This is a genomic window from Streptomyces sp. NPDC045021 (assembly GCF_056432645.1).
Genome location: NZ_JBWKIQ010000001.1, coordinates 352345 through 370727 on the forward strand (window position 1 = coordinate 352345; position 18383 = coordinate 370727).

General features: G+C 70.7%; 20 protein-coding genes and 1 pseudogene. 7 read left to right on the forward strand and 14 right to left on the reverse strand.

What is annotated here, in order from left to right; genetic code table 11:
• Window positions 1-5: 5 nt before the first annotated feature.
• Window positions 6-197 (reverse strand): annotated as a pseudogene (locus AC07DC_RS01610) (carbohydrate ABC transporter permease); the annotation flags it as partial.
• 80 nt (window positions 198-277) lie between these two features.
• A complete protein-coding gene (locus AC07DC_RS01615) occupies window positions 278-1450 on the reverse strand; it encodes an ROK family protein (RefSeq protein WP_478910805.1) in 1173 nt (390 codons plus the stop codon).
• A 178-nt stretch (window positions 1451-1628) separates the two neighbouring features.
• On the opposite strand from AC07DC_RS01615, the gene AC07DC_RS01620 reads away from it, so the two are divergent.
• Window positions 1629-3752: an alpha-galactosidase gene (locus AC07DC_RS01620; protein WP_478910806.1), complete on the forward strand. Its 2124-nt coding sequence runs from the start codon at window positions 1629-1631 to the stop codon at window positions 3750-3752.
• A 46-nt stretch (window positions 3753-3798) separates the two neighbouring features.
• On the opposite strand, the gene AC07DC_RS01625 is transcribed toward AC07DC_RS01620, so the two are convergent.
• Window positions 3799-4053, reverse strand: coding sequence for an isoamylase early set domain-containing protein (locus AC07DC_RS01625; protein WP_478910808.1), 255 nt, complete (start codon window positions 4051-4053; stop codon window positions 3799-3801).
• A gap of 381 nt (window positions 4054-4434) precedes the next feature.
• On the opposite strand from AC07DC_RS01625, the gene AC07DC_RS01630 reads away from it, so the two are divergent.
• From AC07DC_RS01630 to AC07DC_RS01645, 4 genes are all read left to right on the forward strand, one after another.
• The gene (locus AC07DC_RS01630) at window positions 4435-4791 is read left to right on the forward strand and encodes a VOC family protein (protein ID WP_478910810.1); all 357 of its coding nucleotides are present in this window, start codon (window positions 4435-4437) and stop codon (window positions 4789-4791) included.
• 136 nt (window positions 4792-4927) lie between these two features.
• Window positions 4928-7315 carry an ATP-binding cassette domain-containing protein gene (locus AC07DC_RS01635; RefSeq protein ID WP_478910812.1) on the forward strand — a complete coding sequence of 796 codons (2388 nt, stop codon included), beginning with the start codon at window positions 4928-4930 and terminating at the stop codon, window positions 7313-7315.
• Window positions 7316-7382: 67 nt separating this feature from the next.
• Window positions 7383-7811, forward strand: coding sequence for a helix-turn-helix transcriptional regulator (locus AC07DC_RS01640; protein ID WP_478910814.1), 429 nt, complete (start codon window positions 7383-7385; stop codon window positions 7809-7811).
• A gap of 25 nt (window positions 7812-7836) precedes the next feature.
• A complete protein-coding gene (locus tag AC07DC_RS01645; RefSeq protein ID WP_478910816.1) occupies window positions 7837-8265 on the forward strand; it encodes a VOC family protein in 429 nt (142 codons plus the stop codon).
• Between the two features lie 55 nt (window positions 8266-8320).
• Here the strand turns inward: AC07DC_RS01645 and AC07DC_RS01650 are convergent, their stop codons facing one another.
• Both AC07DC_RS01650 and AC07DC_RS01655 read right to left on the reverse strand, forming a co-directional pair.
• Complete coding sequence (locus AC07DC_RS01650) at window positions 8321-8707, reverse strand: ATP-binding protein (protein WP_478910818.1); 387 nt, start codon at window positions 8705-8707, stop codon at window positions 8321-8323.
• Between the two features lie 217 nt (window positions 8708-8924).
• Window positions 8925-9680: a VWA domain-containing protein gene (locus AC07DC_RS01655; RefSeq protein ID WP_478910820.1), complete on the reverse strand. Its 756-nt coding sequence runs from the start codon at window positions 9678-9680 to the stop codon at window positions 8925-8927.
• Between the two features lie 434 nt (window positions 9681-10114).
• Between AC07DC_RS01655 and AC07DC_RS01660 the strand changes: the two genes are divergently transcribed.
• Window positions 10115-11134, forward strand: a complete 1020-nt coding sequence (locus AC07DC_RS01660) for an alpha/beta fold hydrolase (RefSeq protein ID WP_478910821.1) — start codon at window positions 10115-10117, stop codon at window positions 11132-11134.
• A 100-nt stretch (window positions 11135-11234) separates the two neighbouring features.
• On the opposite strand, the gene AC07DC_RS01665 is transcribed toward AC07DC_RS01660, so the two are convergent.
• The 9 genes from AC07DC_RS01665 to AC07DC_RS01705 form a co-directional block, all read right to left on the reverse strand.
• Window positions 11235-11900, reverse strand: coding sequence for an NAD(P)-dependent oxidoreductase (locus tag AC07DC_RS01665; protein ID WP_478910823.1), 666 nt, complete (start codon window positions 11898-11900; stop codon window positions 11235-11237).
• 178 nt (window positions 11901-12078) lie between these two features.
• Window positions 12079-12282, reverse strand: a complete 204-nt coding sequence (locus AC07DC_RS01670; protein ID WP_138354363.1) for a cold-shock protein — start codon at window positions 12280-12282, stop codon at window positions 12079-12081.
• Between the two features lie 189 nt (window positions 12283-12471).
• Window positions 12472-12639 (reverse strand): hypothetical protein, encoded by a 168-nt coding sequence (locus AC07DC_RS01675; RefSeq protein ID WP_478910825.1) that lies wholly within the window; start codon window positions 12637-12639, stop codon window positions 12472-12474.
• A gap of 148 nt (window positions 12640-12787) precedes the next feature.
• Window positions 12788-12976 carry a hypothetical protein gene (locus AC07DC_RS01680; protein WP_478910827.1) on the reverse strand — a complete coding sequence of 63 codons (189 nt, stop codon included), beginning with the start codon at window positions 12974-12976 and terminating at the stop codon, window positions 12788-12790.
• A gap of 126 nt (window positions 12977-13102) precedes the next feature.
• Window positions 13103-14038, reverse strand: coding sequence for a 2-dehydropantoate 2-reductase (locus AC07DC_RS01685; RefSeq protein WP_478910828.1), 936 nt, complete (start codon window positions 14036-14038; stop codon window positions 13103-13105).
• A 35-nt stretch (window positions 14039-14073) separates the two neighbouring features.
• Window positions 14074-14715 carry a TetR/AcrR family transcriptional regulator gene (locus tag AC07DC_RS01690; protein ID WP_478910829.1) on the reverse strand — a complete coding sequence of 214 codons (642 nt, stop codon included), beginning with the start codon at window positions 14713-14715 and terminating at the stop codon, window positions 14074-14076.
• Window positions 14708-15565, reverse strand: coding sequence for a fatty acid desaturase family protein (locus tag AC07DC_RS01695; protein ID WP_478910831.1), 858 nt, complete (start codon window positions 15563-15565; stop codon window positions 14708-14710). Before AC07DC_RS01695 ends, AC07DC_RS01690 begins: the two co-directional genes overlap by 8 nt.
• Window positions 15562-17082, reverse strand: a complete 1521-nt coding sequence (locus tag AC07DC_RS01700; protein WP_478910833.1) for a phytoene desaturase family protein — start codon at window positions 17080-17082, stop codon at window positions 15562-15564. Before AC07DC_RS01700 ends, AC07DC_RS01695 begins: the two co-directional genes overlap by 4 nt.
• An 89-nt stretch (window positions 17083-17171) precedes the next feature.
• Entirely contained in the window at window positions 17172-17399 is a 228-nt protein-coding gene (locus AC07DC_RS01705) for a hypothetical protein (RefSeq protein ID WP_478910835.1), read from the reverse strand.
• Window positions 17400-17517: 118 nt separating this feature from the next.
• On the opposite strand from AC07DC_RS01705, the gene AC07DC_RS01710 reads away from it, so the two are divergent.
• A complete protein-coding gene (locus tag AC07DC_RS01710) occupies window positions 17518-18375 on the forward strand; it encodes a ricin-type beta-trefoil lectin domain protein (RefSeq protein ID WP_478910837.1) in 858 nt (285 codons plus the stop codon).
• Window positions 18376-18383: the final 8 nt, after the last annotated feature.

Here is an 18383-nt window from a genome sequence, read left to right on the forward strand (position 1 = left end):
GTGGCTCAGCCCTTGCCCGAACCGATGGTCAGCCCGCTGATGAACTGGCGCTGGAGCGCGAAGTACACCAGCAGCGTCGGGATCGCGGTCATCAGTGCACCGGCCGCGATCAGATTGGGGTTGGTGAAGTACTGGCCCTGGAGGTTGGCCGGCGCGGAGGTGATCGGGCGCTTGTCCCCGGTCTCGATCAGGGCGAGGTACCCGCGGACCACGGTGCGGCGGCTGTGTTCGGTGGCATGCGTCAGGGGGCGGCTCTGCAGCGTCATCGCTACTCCTCTTACGTGTCTATGCCGATGAAGGACTGGATCGCGGTGGCCGCGGCCCCGCGCGCCCACTCCTCGAAGGGCAGTGGACGTGTCATCACGTCGCACTGGGCGGCGGTACCGAAGGCGGACGCGGTGAAGGCGTCACGGATCTGCTCGGCGAACAGGTCGTACGCCGCCAGCCCCTCGCCGGAGATGATCACTCGTTCCGGTCCGAGGACGTTGACGACGGCCCCGATGGCCCGGCCGATCGCCTCCCCGGCCCGCGCGTACACCTCTCGCGCGCCGGGGTCGCCCTGGTGCGCGAGCTCCAGGGCCTGCGCCGAGTCGGTGACCGGCAGACCGGTCACCTCCCGGACCCGGCGGATGATGGCGGCGTCACCGGCGATCGCCTCCACGCATCCGGTGTTTCCGCAGTGGCACAGCGGCCCCAGCGGGTCGATGGACAGATGGCCGATCTCGCCGGCGACGCCGTGCGCGCCGGAGACCACCCGCCCGTGCACCACGAGCCCGCAGCCGATACCCGCGCCGACGGTCACCAGCGCGAAGTCGGAGACTCCGGCCCCGGCCCCGAACCACTGCTCGGCCACGGTCAGGGCGCGTACGTCGTTGTCGACGGTGACCGGCAGACCGGTCACGGTGCCGGCCAGTTCCGCGAGCGGAACGTCGCGCCAGTCGAGGAACGGTGAGTAGCGCACCACTCCGGCCGCGCGGTCCACATCACCCGACACGGCCAGTCCCACCCCGCTGACCTGCACACCGAACCCTTCGGCCTCCGTGAGGAGTTCCTGTACGAGTCCGGCGATGGAGGCGAGCACGGCGCCCGGGTCACGGGCGGTGAGACGGACGTGCCGGGCCACCCGGATGCGGCAGCACAGATCGGTCAGCACCGCGATGATCTCGTCCCCGGTCACCTTGACGCCGATGAACAGCGCCCGGCCGCCGTCGACCCGTACGGGGTTGGCGGGCCGTCCCAGCGAGGCCCGCGCCTCCTCGTCCACGCCTTCGACGAGATAGCCGGCCGCCATCAGCGGCCGTACGGCCTTGGTGACCGCGGCCGGCGACAGTGCGGTGCGCCGGGCGATCTCGATCCGGGTGAGCGGGCCGTGGGACAGCACGGTGGTGAAGACCAGGGAAGCGGCCGGCGTCGCTGCCGGGACCACCTCGGTGCGAGGGGACGAGTGCATGGCCGAAACGTAAGGGGGTTCTTTTCCACTGTCAATGAAAGAAGTACGCTCCTTTCAAGATGTCGCTCCATGCGGGTCAGAACCTCCAAATACAGGCTCAGCCATGGGTATTGACAGGTGATCGCAAGAAGGGTTGGCTGCCGACTGCTCTCAAGGCGCTACCTGACCGTAAGGATCAATGCCTGTGATCTCCTTTGCCCCCGACACCGGGGTCTGGCTGCTCCGCACCCCGCGCACCTCGTACGCGCTACGCGTCGACGGGACGGGAGCGCCCGTCCACCTCGCCTGGGGACCGCGGCTGACCCTTGCGGAGGCCCAGGAGCTCGCCACTCCCCCACCCCCGCCGGCCAGCAGTTTCGAGGGCCTGCCGGCCGTCGGTGAGGAACTTCCCGCCGACGGCGGAGCGCGGTTCGGGGCGCCTTCGCTGCAGGTCCGCTTCGCCGACGGCACCCGCGCCTTGGAATGGCTGGCGGCGGGCCACCGCGTCCACGAGCGGGCGCCCGGTTCGAGCGAACTGGTCCTGGAGTTCCGCGACCGGCACTACCCCCTGGAGATCGCCCTCCACTACCGCGTCCACGACGACAGCGATGTGATCGAACGCTGGACGGTGCTGCGCAACACCGGCGACGACACGGTGGCGCTGCCCCGCGCCGACTCCGCCGCGTGGACCGTCCCCGCCCGGGAGGACCACCGGCTCAGCCATGTGACCGGCCAGTGGTCGGCCGAGACCCAACTCCACCGCGACCGGGTGCCGTTCGGCGAGACGACGCTCACCAGCCGCAGGGGCATCACCAGCCACCACGCCAACCCCTGGGTGATGCTGGACGCGGGCGACGCGACCGAGGACCACGGTCAGGTGTGGAGCGCCGCCCTGGCCTGGAGCGGAAGCTGGCGCATCACCGTGCAGCGGTCCCCCGACGGCCGGGCGGGCTTCACCGGCGGCGTCGGCCACGACGGGACGGTCCTGCCGCTCGGCCCCGGCGAGGAGTTCACCACTCCACGGTTCGCCGGGCTCCACGCGGACGGGGGTTTCGGTGCGACCAGCCGGGCCTGGCACGCGTACACCCTGGCCCACGTACTGCCCCACCCCGACGAGACCCGGCCGGTGCTCTACAACTCCTGGGAGGCGACCGCCTACGACGTCGACGAGCCGGGCCAGCTGAAACTGGCCGCCCGGGCGGCGGCGCTGGGTGTGGAGCTCTACGTCATGGACGACGGCTGGTTCGGCGCGCGCCGCAGCGAACAGGCCGGACTCGGCGACTGGACCCCGTCCCCCGACCGCTTTCCTGAGGGACTCACACCGCTGGTGCGCGAGGTGCACCAGCTCGGCATGCGTTTCGGCCTGTGGGTCGAGCCCGAGATGGTCAACCCGGACAGCGACCTCTACCGCGCACACCCGGAGTGGGTGCTGCACTTCCCGCACCGCACCCGGACCGAACTGCGCAACCAGCTGGTGCTCAACTTCGCCCGCCGGGACGTCGCGGACTGGGCGTACGGCTGGCTGACCCGGCTCGTCGGCGAGCACGGCATCGACTTCCTCAAATGGGACATGAACCGCGCGTTCAGCGAGGCCGGCTGGCCCGGTCGTCCGGACGGTGCCGACCGGGTGGGAACGGCGTACGTGCACCACCTCTACGAGGTCGTCGACCGGCTCCGCGCCGACCATCCGGACCTGCGGATCGAGACGTGCAGCGGTGGCGGCGGCCGGGTGGACCTCGGCATCCTCTCCCGCACCGACCAGGCTTGGACCTCGGACAACACCGACGCGGCCGACCGGGTGCTCATCCAGCACGGCTACGGCCAGATCTACCCGTCGCGGACCATGGCCGCCTGGGTGACCGACGTGCCCAACCAGCTCACCGGCCGCACGGTGCCGCTGCGCTTCCGCTTCCATGTCGCGATGGCCGGGGTGCTCGGCATCGGCGGGGACCTCACCCGCTGGTCGGACGGAGAACTGACCGAGGGAGCCGCCCTGTTGGCGCAGTACAAGCGGGTACGTCATCTCGTCCAGCACGGCACCCTGCACCGGCCGCGCGGTCCGGTCGACGACGGCCCGGCCGCCGTGCAGTACACCGCGGCGGACCGGAGCGAGGTGCTGCTCCTGGTCTGGCAGCGCACCCCGCGCCACGGCGGCCCGCGGCTGCCGCTACGGCTGTCCGGTCTCGAACCCACCGCCCGCTACCGCGACGCGCACAGCGGCTCCGTCCACTCGGCGACGGTGCTGAGCGAGTGCGGCCTGCTGCCCGAACTGCCGCACGGCGACTGGGCGAGCACGGCGGTGCACCTGATCCGGATCCCCTGAGCGACGGGCCGCCCGGGCCCGGTCACCGCCGCCTGCACCGCACCGGTCAGGCGTTCCGCTCGCTGTTGCGGCCGCTGCCGCCGTCGGAACCGTCCTTCTCGACCCAGTAGTCGCCGTACGCCAGGTTGCGGGACGGTGTGCGCTTAGCGGCCTGCGCGGCGGCTTCCGTCCGGTCACCGTCGTCGCGGGGTCGGGCGGGGGCGCCGGGCAGCCATTCGTCGTCGACCTCGCCCAGCGGGTGGCCCGTGGGCAGAGTGAAGGAGGCCTCTACGGCTCCTTGGCGACGGCTGCGCTCCGACATGACCATCCGCTCCTCACAGCAGGGGCTACCGAGCCGATCCTCGCCCGAGAGCCACGATCGCGCTACTTCGGCGGGCCAAACGAGGGACACGGACCACCCGTGCGGCGGACGGCGGGCGGACGTACTGATGGGCCCGGAGGGAGCCCGGGCCCACAGCTGGACCAAGTGTACGGAAGCGCGCCGCGGCTATCAGGGATACCGGCGCAGGGACGTGGCCGGTTCCGGAGCATGGCCGCCGGGGGCCGTCCTGCCTCGTGAAAGAGCCGGCCGGAACCGATCAGGAATCGAGAAGCGCCGTCACCGAGCCGCGGCTAGCGTGGCCGCCATGGACCGAACGGGTCCCGCACCGGGTCGATGCGACCCTCTACGTCAGGAGCGACCATGACCGACTCTTCCAACCAGGGAATCAAGACCGTGCTGCATCCCGTGTCCGACCTGGAGAAGGCCAAGGCGGTGTATGCCGCACTGCTCGGCGTGGCGCCGACGAGCGACTCGTCCTACTACGTCGGCTTCGAGGCCGCGGGCCAGCACATCGGACTGCTGCCGGGCGGTGGACCGCAGGGCATGACCGCACCGGTCTGCTACTGGCATGTGCAGGACATCGAGGCAAAGCTCGCCGAGGTGACCGCCGCGGGCGCCACCGTGAAGGAGCCCGCTCACGATGTCGGCGGCGGCCGTCTGGTGGCCACCTTCACCGACCCCGACGGCAATCTCCTCGGGCTGCTCCAGGACCAGTGAGACAGCGGACCCTTGCTCCGACCGCGCCGACGAAGTAGAACCGGACGTACTGTTCGCGGCTGGTCGGATCAAACCGGGCGACGCCGACGGAGACCGCGACTGCGGTCTCCGCGAAAGAGATGGGGAAACGACAAGCATGGCCACGAGGACGGACACGCAGTCGCCTGCGCCGCATGCTGCCGACAGTCACGATCTGATCCGTGTGCACGGCGCGCGCGTGAACAACCTCAAGGACATCAGCATCGAGATCCCGAAGCGCCGGCTGACGGTGTTCACCGGCATCTCGGGCTCGGGCAAGAGCTCGCTGGTCTTCAGCACGATCGCCGCGGAGTCGCAGCGGCTGATCAACGAGACCTACAGCGCCTTCGTGCAGGGCTTCATGCCGACGCTGGCGCGGCCCGAGGTCGACGTACTCGACGGACTGACGACTGTGATCACCGTCGACCAGCAGCGGCTGGGCGCCGACCCCCGCTCCACCGTCGGCACCGCCACCGACGCCAACGCGATGCTGCGCATCCTCTTCAGCCGGCTCGGGAAGCCGCACATCGGCTCGCCCCAGGCGTTCTCCTTCAATGTCGCCTCGGTCAGCGCGAGCGGTGCGTTCACGGTCGATCGCGGTGCCGACAGGACCAAGGCCGTGAAGAAGACCTTCACCCGCACCGGCGGCATGTGCACGCGCTGCGAAGGCCGCGGCTCGGTCACCGACTTTGATCTCACACAGCTGTACGACGACAGCAAGTCGATCAACGAAGGCGCGATCACGATCCCCGGCTACAGCATCGACGGCTGGTACGGGCGCATCTTCAGCGGCTGCGGCTTCTTCGACCCGGACAAGCCGATCCGCAAGTTCACCAAGAGGGAGCTCCACGACCTGCTCCACAAGGAGCCGACCAAGATCAAGGTCGACAACATCAACCTCACGTACGAGGGCCTGATCCCGAAGATGCAGAAGTCGTTCCTCGCCAAGGACGTCGACGCGCTGCAGCCGCACATCCGGGCGTTCGTCGAGCGGGCGATCACCTTCACCGTCTGCCCCGAGTGCGACGGCACCCGGCTCAGCGAGGCCGCCCGGTCGTCGAAGATCAAGAGGATCAACATCGCCGACGCCTGCGCGATGCAGATCAGCGACCTCGCCGAGTGGGCCCGCGGCCTCAAGGAGCCTTCGGTGGCGCCGCTGCTCGAGACGCTGCAGCAGACGCTCGACTCGTTCGTGGAGATCGGCCTCGGCTACCTCTCGCTCGACCGCCCTTCGGGCACGCTGTCGGGTGGCGAGGCGCAGCGCGTCAAGATGATCCGCCACCTCGGCTCCTCGCTCACCGATGTCACCTACGTCTTCGACGAGCCCACCACCGGTCTGCACCCCCATGACATCCAGCGGATGAACGACCTGCTGCTGCGGCTGCGGGACAAGGGCAACACGGTGCTCGTCGTGGAGCACAAGCCGGAGACGATCGCGATCGCCGACCACATCGTCGACCTCGGCCCCGGCGCCGGTACAGCGGGCGGCGCCGTCTGCTTCGAGGGCACCGTCAAGGGGCTGCGGGCCGCCGACACCATCACCGGCCGCCACTTCGACGACCGGGCCGTTGTCAAGGAGACGGTGCGTGAGCCCACCGGCGCGCTGAAGATCCGCGGCGCGGTGGCGAACAACCTGCGGAAGGTCGACGTCGACGTCCCGCTCGGGGTGCTCGTGGTCGTCACCGGCGTCGCCGGCTCCGGCAAGAGCTCGCTGGTGCACGGGTCGATCCCCGCCGGCGAGGACGTGGTGTCGGTCGACCAGGGCGCGATCCGCGGCTCGCGGCGGAGCAATCCGGCGACGTACACCGGGCTGCTCGACCCGATCCGCAAGGCGTTCGCGAAGGCCAACAGCGTGAAGCCGGCGCTGTTCAGCGCCAACTCCGAGGGCGCCTGCCCCAACTGCAACGGCGCCGGCGTCATCTACACCGACCTGGCGATGATGGCCGGAGTCGCCACCCTCTGCGAGGAGTGCGAGGGCAAGCGGTTCGAGGCGTCGGTGCTGGACCACCACCTCGGCGGCCGCGACATCAGCGAGGTGCTGGCGATGTCGGTGACCGAGGCCGAGGAGTTCTTCGGCGACGGCGAGGCGCGCACACCGGCCGCGCACAAGATCCTGACCCGGCTCGTCGACGTCGGGCTCGGCTACCTCAGGATCGGCCAGCCGCTCCCCACGCTGTCGGGCGGCGAACGGCAGCGGCTCAAGCTGGCCACCCACATGGCCGAGAAGGGCGGCGTCTACGTCCTCGACGAGCCGACCGCCGGCCTCCACCTCGCCGATGTCGAGCAGCTGCTCGGCCTGCTCGACCGGCTGGTCGACTCCGGCAAGTCGGTCATCGTCGTCGAACACCACCAGGCGGTCATGGCGCACGCCGACTGGATCATCGACCTCGGCCCCGGCGCAGGCCATGACGGCGGCCGGATCGTCTTCGAGGGCACACCCGCCGATCTCGTCGCCGCCCGCTCCACCCTCACCGGCGAGCACCTCTCGGCCTACGTGGGCGCCTGACCGGGTCCCCGCGGACGCCGGCGTTCGTCCTGCGCTCCGTACAGCCGTTTGTGGCAGGATTTCGCAGGTGACCAGTAGGCCCGCCGCGGAGCAGCACCTGAACGACCTCGCGCGGCTGCGCCGCGTCCGGGACCGGATCGACCGGGAGTACGCGCAGCCGCTGGACGTCGAGGCGCTCGCCCGCGGGGTGAACATGTCGGGCGGGCACCTCAGCCGCCAGTTCCGGCTCGCCTACGGCGAGTCGCCGTACGGCTACCTCATGACGCGGCGCATCGAGCGGGCCATGGCGCTGCTGCGCATCGGCGACCTCAGCGTCACCGAGGTCTGTTTCGCGGTCGGCTGCTCGTCGCTGGGCACCTTCAGCACGCGCTTCACCGAGCTGGTCGGCGTACCGCCCAGTACGTACCGACGCGAGGCCGCAGACGCCACGGCAGGGATGCCGTCCTGCGTCGCGAAACAGGTGACCAGACCGATCAGGAATCGAGAAGCGCGGTAACCGGGCCGCAACTAATGTGACCGCCATGGACATCACCATTCACGCGAGCTACCTCCCGCACGACGACCCGGAGGCCTCCTTGGCGTTCTACCGCGACACTCTCGGTTTCGAGGTGCGCAACGATGTCGGATACGGCGGGATGCGCTGGATCACGGTCGGCCCCGTCGGCCAGCCGGAGACGTCCATCGTGCTGCACCCGCCGGCCGCCGACCCGGGCATCACCGACGACGAGCGGCGCACCATCACCGAGATGATGGCCAAGGGCACCTACGCCAGCATCAACTTCGCCACCGCCGACCTCGACGACACCTTCGAGCGGCTGCAGGCCGGCGACGCGGAGGTCGTCCAGGAGCCGACCGAGCAGCCGTACGGGATTCGCGACTGCGCCTTCCGCGATCCCGCGGGCAACCTGATCCGTATCAACGAGCTGCGCCGAGCGGCCCGGCCGGCATAGCCCCGCACCGCGAGGCCGTGGCACTCACGTGGGCCGCCGCACGGTGAGGCACGTCCTAACCGAACACCAGGTCGGCCCACACCCGCTTGCCGACGTCGCGAGGAGCCACGCCCCACCCGCCGGACAGCCGCTGCACCAGATTCAGGCCGTGTCCGCCGGGCCGGTCCGGCCGGGCAGGCCGTAGTACGGGCAGGGCCGGGGAGGCATCGTCCACGGCGATCCGCAGCCGCCGCTCGTCCCACATCAGGCGCAGACCCACGGCGCCGGAGGCATGCCGAATCGCGTTCGTCACCAGCTCCGACACCAACAACGCCACCACGTTGCGGTCCGGCCGCCAGTTCGCGGACCAACCGAACCCTTCCAGTTGGGCACACGCCCAGGCCCGCGCCTCCGCGACGCCGCCCGTCGCGCAGGAGACCTTCAAGAACCGCTCAACCATCATCGAAAACCACCCGTGTAGCCCTTCTCCCCGAGACCGGCGAATCCACCTTCCAGCGCTTCCCGGCCATTTCACGCCTGCCCTGCGCCTGCCCGCCCTCGCGCGATCCACCGCGGCCGCGGTTGATCGCGCTGCCGACGGCCGTCCTGTCGGGATCCTTCAGCCCGCCGGACAACGCCCCCGGCCGGCACACAGCGGTATCGACCGCGAGGTGCCCGGGTCAGCCGATGATGCCGGCGGCTGTCGCGGTGGCGATCCAGGAACCGAACTCCAGGGTGAGCCGCCGGTAGAGCTCGGCGTCGGACAGGGCGCGGGGGTCGACCCCGGCAGGGAAGAATCCGGCGTTGTCGACCACGCGCTTCGCCGGTACCGGCAGGTCGTCGAGCTTGCACAGGAAGTCGAACCGGCTGTCGTCCGGGTTCCCGAAAGCCACGAACTGCCAGAAGATCGGCAGGCGTGCGGCGGTGCACAGCACATGCTCGGCGGCGGTCCGGGAGCTGGGGCTGCCGTCGGTCTGGAAGATCACGAAGGCCGGGTCGGTGGCGCCCGAGTCGGCGTAGTGGTCGATGACGGCCTGCATCGCCAGGTGGTAGTTGGTGCGGCCCATACGTCCGAAGCCGGCGTGCAACGCGCCGATCCGGCCGTCGTAGTCGGTCAGGCTGAGGTCGGCGACACCGTCGACGTCGGTGGAGAAGAACACCACCGGCACGATGCCGTCGTCATCGAGGTTCGCGGCCAGGCCGAGCGCCTGCTCGGCGAGATGCTGGACGGTGCCGTCCTTGTAGTAGCGGCGCATGCTGCCCGAGCGGTCCAGGACCAGATAGACCGCGGCACGCTGCCCGGCCATCCCGGCCTTCTCCAGCGAGACCCGGGCCGACTTGTACAGATCGACGAGACGCGGGGCGCTGGCCTGGACTTTCACGAGATCGATCGCCGGCGCGGGGGCAGCAGGGCGCTTGGTGTAGTCGATGGCCATGAGATTCCCCCGTGCGAGCTGCGAAAGCGACGTTGGGAGAACCGTACGTCCAACCGGTCGGGCTCCCGGTGCGAAGTGCGGCAGGCCGAACCCCACGGCTACGACGAGTGACAGGCGTCAGTCGCAATCCTCGGAATGTTCACCCACAGTGACGGCTCTTTTCACCTGAAGAGGTGAATCAACCCCGCAAAGGGTGTTCCCGCCAATCCGGGCAAACAGACTGCAACGAACACCTATTGGTGATCGAAGCGGCGATCGGCCCCTTGTGTGCGGACGCCGCGCACAGCGGGCGCTGGGCGTTCGCTCTTCGTCACCGGGCTGTCCGCCGACTCCTTTCGGGTCACGTCATGCAGGCGGAACGGTCCGGGCGCCGTCCCCGCCCGCCGTGGCCGGGGCCGGCGTCACACCGCCCTCCCCGAATTCTGGAGCCCTTCATGTCCACCGACACCGCACCTCCTCAGGACCGTGGGGCGGACCGGCTCGGCGCCTCCGCCACCGCCACCCTCCCCGGACAGGCCCCGGCGGCCCACGGAGTCCTGGGGGTCCAGGGGGCGACACCACCGGTCCGCGTGGAGGAGCGGGATCTGACCTTCGACGGCTTCCGCTTCACCTGCCGCATCGTGCGCCAGGGCACTCCCCGCACCGAGCCGGTCCTGGTCCTCGGCGGATCGTCGCAGGACCGCAACTCTTGGGTGCGCCACGAGAAGTGGCTGGCCCACCTGGGCCAGGTGATCACCGTGGACCTCCCCGGCTACGGCAGCGCCGACTTCCTGCCCGCCAAGTACGGGGTCGACTTCCTGGCGGCTGCCGTCCGCCATCTCGTGGAAGAGCTCGGGCTGCCCCGGATCAATCTCGTCGCCGCCTGTTACGGCGGGGCCATCGGCCTGCGCTTCGCGCAGCACTACCCCGCACTCGTCAAGCGCCTCCTGCTGGTCGGCATGACCACCCGTATCCCGGCCGGCTACGCCGAGGCCATGGAGCGCTGGTCCGGCATGATCGAGCGCGGGGAGACGGAGCCGATCGCCCGGGAGCTGGCGGACCGCTTCATGTCCCCTCCGGGCACCGGCCATGTCCGCAAGCACGCCGCCGTCTCCCGGCTGGTCTACCAGCAGATCGTCGGCCAGAGCCCCGAGGAGCTGCGCAAGTCCGCCGAGCACAACACCCGGTTGATGCGCCATGAGTGGTACCGCCCCGAACCGGCGCCCACCATCCCCAGCCTGGTGGTCACCGGCGAGTACGACACGCTGACCACCCCGGAGATGGGCCGCGAGGTGGCCGCCCAACTGCCCGCGGCGTGGTTCACCACGATCAAGGAGACCGATCACCTGGCGCCCGTCGAGCGCATCGCGGACTTCGCCGATCTCGTCACCCGTTTCTGCACCGATCAGCCCCTCAGCGACCTCCCCTACGGCAACACCACCGAGCGCCTCGGAACGACTCTCACCCCACGGTGAACGGCGCCCGAGGAGGCAGCCCGAAGGTCGTCGTGCACGACGACGGGCCCGGCCCTTCCGTGGCGGGCCGGGCCCTTCGTCGGTCTCTTCGGTGGCCTTGTCAGCCGGCGATGCCGATCGTCCGGCGGACCGTCTCGGGGCGTTCCAGGACATCGAGCATGCAGTGGGCGACGTCGGCGCGGGAGACCGACCAACTGCCGCGCACGTTCTGTTCGTACGCGGTGCGGTAGGTACCGGTCAGCGCCTTGTCGGTCAGCTTCGGGGGCCGCACCACGGTCCATTCCAGGGTGGTCTCGCGAAGGACGTCCTCCATCCGCGCGAGGTCGGCGTAGTGCTCGCGGAGTGCGACCTTCACCAACCGGCCGAACACATGCCGCATGAGGAACCCGTCGCCGGGATCGTGCTTCGGGGGGTGCGGGATGCCGGGCGACGGCACGGTGCCGATCGGGGCCGCGCTGACGACGACGATGCGCCGTACGTCCGTGGCCTGCATCGCCTGGACTATGGCCCGCGTCCCCCGCCAGGCGACGCCGGCTTCGGATTTCGAGCGGGCCCCGAGGCCGGAGAGAACGGCGTCGGCCCCGCTGATCGCCGACTGGAGTGCGTCCGGGTCCGCTGAGGCCAGATCGGCGGTGACGATACGTATCGGTCCGGAGACCTTGTCCGGGTTCCGCACGACCGCGGTGACGTCATGGCCTGCCGCGACGGCCTGGTCGAGGATCTGCCGGCCGATCCCGCCGGTCGCGGCGAAGATGGTGAGCTTCATCGGGTGCTCCCTATGTCGTGGTTCAACATCTGAGAGCGGCCCGACCGCTCGAAATGTGACATCCACGCCAGGGAGGTGTCCCACGTCTCGTCCTCGGCCCGTCCGGCGGGCGAGAACGGGCCTGGGTGGTGGGAAGAGGCCGACGGGCAGGCGCCGGCCTCTTCCCACACCCGAGGTGTCAGCCGCGGACGATGTTCTCCGCCTGCGGTCCCTTCTGGCCCTGCGTGACATCGAAGGTCACATGCTCGCCCTCCGCGAGCTCGCGATAGCCGGTGCCCGAGATGTTGGAGTAGTGGGCGAAGACGTCGGCGCCGCCGCCGTCCTGGGCGATGAACCCGAAGCCCTTTTCCGAGTTGAACCACTTCACCGTGCCGCTGGCCATCGTTTTTGCATCCTTCGTCCGTGACAGTGCCGCCCACAACGGGCGCCGCGGACACCCCGGTTCAGGATGTCCGCCACCGTTCTACCCCACCTGCGGCCCGCTTATACGACCACTTCGGTGCGTGATCGCGCCGCAGCCCGGACATCTTCCGCAGCCTCGGAGCGGTACGGCAACCGGACTGTCCCACCTTCATCGGAAGGCGTCCACGTGGGTGAGGGCCCATTCCCCGAAGGTGCGCGGCGGGCGGCCGGTGAGCTCCTCGACCGTGGGCAGGACAGGGGTGTCGTCGAACTCACCGTCGACGAAGAAGCGGAAGAACGCGTCGACGTAGCGCTCCGGGACGCCGTTGCCGAGCATCTCGGCCCGCGCCTCGTCGTCGGGCTGCCCCTCGAAGCGCGGCGGCCGGCCCAGGACCTTGGCGAGGATCTCGGCGCGCTCGCCGGGGAGCTGCGCGGCGGGGCCGCTGAGCGGGTGGCTGCGGCCGGCCCGGCTGTACCGGTGCCGGTCAGTGCCAGCCGCAGCCGCCCGTGCACTCGGTGGTGCCGCTCCCGTTGGACGACATCCCCCACAGGAACAGCGCCACGACGATCACGAGCAGCACGATCGTGAGGACGCGGTCGGGATTCCATCCGTCCGGCGGCCCTTGGTGACCACCGCTGTCGCCGCCAGGTGCGTTCGGCTCGTCAACCCCCACTGTGCCCCCCAGGCCGTTCTGCCCTATCTCGTGCGTCCATGACAGAGGTCGCACCTGTCCGCGTCAAGGGCCTGAGGACCGGAGCGACCGGCAACCGTGTTCGACGCCGCCGGCCGGTCCGTTGCCCTACGACCGGCCGAACGCGCCCTGGGCGGTGCGGTGCTGGTGGACGCGCAGGTGCAGGGTGGCCAGGTCGAGCAGGGGGGTGTCCACCTGGAGGGCGCGGGCCCGCGCGAGGAAGTCGCCGAAGAGGTGCTCGACCTCGCTCGGACGACCGTTCTCGACGTCGCGGTACATGGAGGACGCGAACGGGCCGTCCTGCTTCACCGTCCCCGTGATCACGGCGAGTTGGCTCTCCGGGACGGGGAACCCGGCCGCGGTCGACACCGCTGCGGCTTCGGCCAGGACGGCGAGCGCGAAGTCGGATCCTCCGGGGACGGCGTTGACGTCGCCGACCGTGCCGCGCATCAGGCACGTCACCGCGCCGACGGTGGTGATGAAGACCCACTTGTGCCACATCGCCGCGACGATGTCCGGCACGATGCCCGCCTTCATACCGGCGGCGTCCAGCACGGCGTGCACCTCGTCCAGCCGGGCCGACGGACGTCCGTCCTGCTCGCCGATGTCCAGGTTCGCCACCGGGGCGAGACGGACGATGTCGCCGTCGGCGTTCAGGGTGGTGACGACCTTGGCCACGCCGCCCAGCACCGGCCGGGCACCGAAGCGCGCGTTGAGCTCGCCGAGATGGGCCATCCCGTTGAGGAGGGGCACGATCGCGGTCCGGTGGCCGATCGCCGGCGCCACGTCGTCGATGGCCTGCTTGAGGGCGGTGGCCTTCACCGACAGCAGCACCAGGTCGTAGGGGGCGGTCAGTTCGGGAGCGGTGATCAGCCGGGGTGTGATCACCTCGTCCTCGGTCAGACCCGTGATCCGCAGACCTCGCTCGCGCAACGTGGCGGCGCGGTTCGGGCGGACAAGGAAGGTGACGTCTCGGCCGGCCTGGAGGAGGCGGGCGCCGAAGAAGCCTCCGGTGGCTCCGGCACCGACGACCAGGATCTTCATGAGGGGCAGCCTTTCATTGACGCAAGCGGGTTCGTCTACGGTAAGCGGGCCGTCGGGGGCGGTCGGGGCACGGTCGGCCCCGGGGAGGATCGTCGACGCAGCCGCGGGATCCGGTCGAAGACGGCCGCAATCCGGGCGGCCTGGTCGAAGAACGCCGCCGGTCGCGACCGGTCGCCGTCGAGGTGGGTGAGCGTCTCCATGCCCAGGTAGAACGCCACGGCCGCGCCGGCCACCACGCGCACCCGCACCACGGATGCGAGCGGCTTGCCGCGCAACAACGTGGTCAGCAACTCCTCCGCCAGTTCCTCCCATCGCCGGGTCTCCAACGACAGTTGGGCGGCCAGCCGCGACCCGGGACGCGCTCCGGCGTAGATCTCCTGAACGGCGGCGATGTGCCCGACCTCGGTGTCCTCGTCGTAGAGCACCCGGAGCACGTCGGCCGCGCGCACGGCGCGGTCCACCCCGGACAGCTCGGCCCGGTATCTCTTCGCGCGCGCCTCGCAGGTGTGCGCCAGCGTCGCGACCAACAGATCGTCCAGATCGGTGAAGTGGTAGTAGATCACTCCGGGTGCGAAGCCGCCCGCCTGAGCTATCGCCCGCGCGGTGGTGCCGCCGAAGCCGTTCGCCACGAGGCAGGCCAGGGCGGCGTCGAGTACCCGGCCGCGGGTGTCAGACAACGCGCACCGCCCGGACGCCGTTGGCGGCGAAGTACGTCTCGAGCCGGCGCGCCAGCTCCGGCAGATGGTGGCTCGGCACCTGCGGGTACAGATGGTGTTCGAGGTGGTAGGTGAGCTCCAGGAAGACCGCGGGGATGATCCGGCCCCGCAGCGTACGGGTCTGGGTCAGCGGCGTGTCACCGTAGTCGTGGTGCGGCAGATACACCGTCAGCAGCGGGTAGACCCAGCTTCCGACGATCATCATCACCGCGTAGACCAGCACTCCCGGCGCGTACGACCAGGCCAGCGCGCCGCCGCCGAGCACCGCGAGGGGCACGGCCGCCTCGGCCAGCAGCCACCCACGGTCCCGGCCGCGCCGGAAGGACCAGAACCAGAGGCGGACGAGGAACACCGGTCCGTGCAGCAGCGCACCGAGAAACGACAGATCGGCCGGGTGGCCCTCCGGATCGTCGGGGTGCGGGAAGAACCGGTGGTGCTGGGTGTGCGTGGCGCGGTAAGCGTGCCCGCTCTCCAACAGCACCAGCCCGGTCGCGAACAGCGCCCAGTCGGTGGCCCGCGCCGACAGGCCGATCGTGCGGTGCACGACGTCGTGCGTGACCGTGACGACGGACACGAAGACGCCGAAGACGATGACCGGCGTGAGCCACCACCAGCCGAGCCACGCCGCGACCGCGAAGAGCACGACCCCGGCGAACGGGCGGCACAGCGCGATCACCCGCCGCCGGCGCGTGGTGACCAGCAGGTCCGCACCGAGGTCGGCCAGACTGGGCTGGTCGACGGAGCTGGACTGGTTGGCTGAGCCGGACTGATGGGTTGAGCTGGGCTGGTTGATGGAGCCGGGCTGGTTCACCGGGCCGATCCCTTCTCGCGCAGCATCCCCTCGGCGACGATGCGGCTGCCCAACACGCAGGCGACGGTGCCCAGCCCCGGCCAGGTCGAGTCGCCGACCAGCCACAGGCCGCGGCCGCCGAGATCGTGCGGGACTGCGTGCTGGTTGGTGTTGCGCAGGTTCTGGCGCGGGCCGCCGACCGCGCCGGCCGGACGGAATCCGAAGCGCTCGTAGCTGCGGGGCGTGCCGGTCTGGGCGATCACGGCCCGCTCCCCCAGCGTGGGGTAGGCCCGCCGCGCGCAGGCGACGAGCCGCTCGCCGATCTCCTTCTTGCGCTGCTCGTACCCGGCCGCGTCGAGCCCGGCCCAGCCGGCCAGATCGGTGTGCGTGGAGATCATCACCGCCCGGTGTCCCGGCGGGGCGCTGAGCGTGTCCCCCGGCTCGGAGACGGAGACGAACATGTTGTTCCCGTCGCCCAGTGGACGGTCGTACGACTGCAGCAGTTGATGGTGGGTGAGTTGCTGGCCCGACACCTCGGACTCGGGCACCCCCAGGAAGACCACACACGCGCCGCCCGACGCGTCCGCGTCACGCTCCAGATACGGCCGCAGCCTGCGGGCGACCGGCAGCGTGCCGCAGATCCTGGCCGTGGTGACGGCGGGTATCGCGCACACCACACGCCGGGCCCGGAGGACACCTTGACGCGTGGTCACCTGATAGGCGCCGGGCTCGCCGTCGACACCCGACACCTCGCACCCAGTCCGGAGCCGACCGCCGAGGCTCCGGTAGTGCGCCACCAGAACGCGCCAGAAGCCGTGCATACCGCCGGCGTGCCGGCTGAGCCCCGCGCCCCGGATCGTCACCCCGAGCGCCGCGTTGATCAGTGGCGCGTCGTCGACACCGGTGTGCACGGTGTCCTCGACGAGCATGCCGAGCAGACCGACCAGGGCCGCGTCCTCCCGCAGGCCGTAGCCGCGCAGCGCGTCCCCGAGGGTCCGGTTCACATGGCGGGCGAGCGGCAGGCCGGCGAAGCCGATGGCCCGCAAATCCCGCAGCGCATCGGCGGGACCGCGTACGGGCAGTCGCACGCCCGACCGGCTGGCCCGCCAGAACGTTGCCGCCAGCCGGTCGAGCAGGTCCCAGAAGCGCCGGTGCCGTTCGGTGTCCCCCAGCATCCGCAGCCGCTCGGCGTGCCAGGCGGCTGGATCACGGTGCAGCACGACCTCCCGGTCGGGCAGGAACGCCCGGTAGCCGGGCAGCTCGTGCGCGTCCAGCGGTGCGATGCCGGCGCTCTCCAGCAGCTCCGCGCCGACCCCGCCGGGCGCGAAGTCGACCAGCGTCGTCGCGCCCACGTCGAAGGAGAAGCCCCGCTTGCGGTAGTAGCCGGCACACCCGCCGGCGTGGCCGTGCGCTTCCAGCACCACGGTCGACACCCCGGCGGCCTGCAGCCGCAGGGCCGTCGCCATTCCGGCCATGCCGCCGCCGATCACCGCGACGTCGGCCGGCCCGAGTGCGTTCTGAACGTTTGTTCTGAACATGTGTTCAGAGTGGTGGGCGTCGCTTCGAAGGTCAATACCCCGGTACGGAGAACCCCGCTGGGATCAGAGCGAGTTGGAGATCACCGGCGTCAGCGCAGGAGCCCGTCCGCCGTCTCGTCCCTGATGGCCAGGACCGCCCGGCCGAACAGCGAGCGCAGCGCCGGGTTCTCGCGAAGCGGTACGGCCTCGAGTACGAGCCTCCGGTGGGCGACGCCGAGCGACGGGTGATCCTGGTCGTCCGCCCGGAGCGCATCACCAAGCAGTGAGGCGATAGGGTCCGGCGGCCGGCGGGGGCGGGAGATAGGTACACTGGCCACGTATCCGGTGAGCGAGGTCAGAGCGAGTGGTCAGTGCCTCAACCCGCCCTCTGGGAACGGTTGATGACATTGCGCCGGCGCTTCCTGCGCGCACCTCCTGATCCCGACAGGAGACTTCGTGCCGTCCCTTCCCCCGAAGCAGTCCGCCGAGCGTCCCGACAGCTCGGGGCCCCGCTTCTCCGACACCTTCGCGCGCCGCCCAACGGTGCCCCGGCGCGGGCTGCTGCCCGGACGGCGGGTCTGGGCGACCACCGTCGCCGTGGCGGCGGTGGTCGGCATCGGCGCCATGACGGTGCCGCTGATCCGCCACATCGACCTCACGATGGAGACGGCGGCGTCCGACCGTCCGGTGGTCGCCGAACCGTCCAAGGGGACCCCGACCACCCCCGCCGCGACCCCACGGCAGACGTCCTCCGTGACGCAGCCCCGGTCGCAGGCCACGGCCCAGCAGCCCGCCGCCCCGAACGGGCCCGGTTCGGTCGCGGCCCCGCCGAGCCCCGCCGCGGGGCAGCCGCAGACCAGGCCCCGGACGAATCCGCCCGCTTCGGTGCCGTCCCAGGCGCCCAGCCCGAAGGCCCCGCCCATCATCGCTCCCGGCTCGACCGTGGTCGGAACGGCCTCGGGCCGCTGCATCACCGTCCCCGGCGGCAAGGGGACCGACGGCCTCGCCCTGCAGATCGGCAACTGCACCGGGGCCAACAGCCAGCGCTGGGACTTCCAGTCCGACGGCACCGTGCATTCGATGGGCTACTGCATGGACGTGGCCTGGGGCTCCCGCAACGACGGCGCCGCCATCCAGCTCGCCCGGTGCAGCGGCAACCCGGCCCAGCGGTTCATCCTCAGCGGCGCCGGCGACCTGGTGAACCCGCAGGCCGACAAGTGCGTCGACGTCGCGAACGGCAACAACGCGAGCGGCGCCAAGCTGCAGCTGTGGACCTGCAAGGGCACCAACAACCAGAAGTGGCGGCTGCGCTGACCCGAAAG

Coding starts and splice junctions, on each gene's coding strand:
- AC07DC_RS01615 (WP_478910805.1), bottom strand. CDS start 1,450: ATGCACTCGTCCCCTCGCACCGAGGTGGTCCCGGCAGCGACGCCGGCC.
- AC07DC_RS01620 (WP_478910806.1), top strand. CDS start 1,629: ATGCCTGTGATCTCCTTTGCCCCCGACACCGGGGTCTGGCTGCTCCGC.
- AC07DC_RS01625 (WP_478910808.1), bottom strand. CDS start 4,053: ATGTCGGAGCGCAGCCGTCGCCAAGGAGCCGTAGAGGCCTCCTTCACT.
- AC07DC_RS01630 (WP_478910810.1), top strand. CDS start 4,435: ATGACCGACTCTTCCAACCAGGGAATCAAGACCGTGCTGCATCCCGTG.
- AC07DC_RS01635 (WP_478910812.1), top strand. CDS start 4,928: ATGGCCACGAGGACGGACACGCAGTCGCCTGCGCCGCATGCTGCCGAC.
- AC07DC_RS01645 (WP_478910816.1), top strand. CDS start 7,837: ATGGACATCACCATTCACGCGAGCTACCTCCCGCACGACGACCCGGAG.
- AC07DC_RS01650 (WP_478910818.1), bottom strand. CDS start 8,707: ATGATGGTTGAGCGGTTCTTGAAGGTCTCCTGCGCGACGGGCGGCGTC.
- AC07DC_RS01655 (WP_478910820.1), bottom strand. CDS start 9,680: ATGGCCATCGACTACACCAAGCGCCCTGCTGCCCCCGCGCCGGCGATC.
- AC07DC_RS01660 (WP_478910821.1), top strand. CDS start 10,115: ATGTCCACCGACACCGCACCTCCTCAGGACCGTGGGGCGGACCGGCTC.
- AC07DC_RS01665 (WP_478910823.1), bottom strand. CDS start 11,900: ATGAAGCTCACCATCTTCGCCGCGACCGGCGGGATCGGCCGGCAGATC.
- AC07DC_RS01670 (WP_138354363.1), bottom strand. CDS start 12,282: ATGGCCAGCGGCACGGTGAAGTGGTTCAACTCGGAAAAGGGCTTCGGG.
- AC07DC_RS01675 (WP_478910825.1), bottom strand. CDS start 12,639: ATGCTCGGCAACGGCGTCCCGGAGCGCTACGTCGACGCGTTCTTCCGC.
- AC07DC_RS01685 (WP_478910828.1), bottom strand. CDS start 14,038: ATGAAGATCCTGGTCGTCGGTGCCGGAGCCACCGGAGGCTTCTTCGGC.
- AC07DC_RS01700 (WP_478910833.1), bottom strand. CDS start 17,082: ATGTTCAGAACAAACGTTCAGAACGCACTCGGGCCGGCCGACGTCGCG.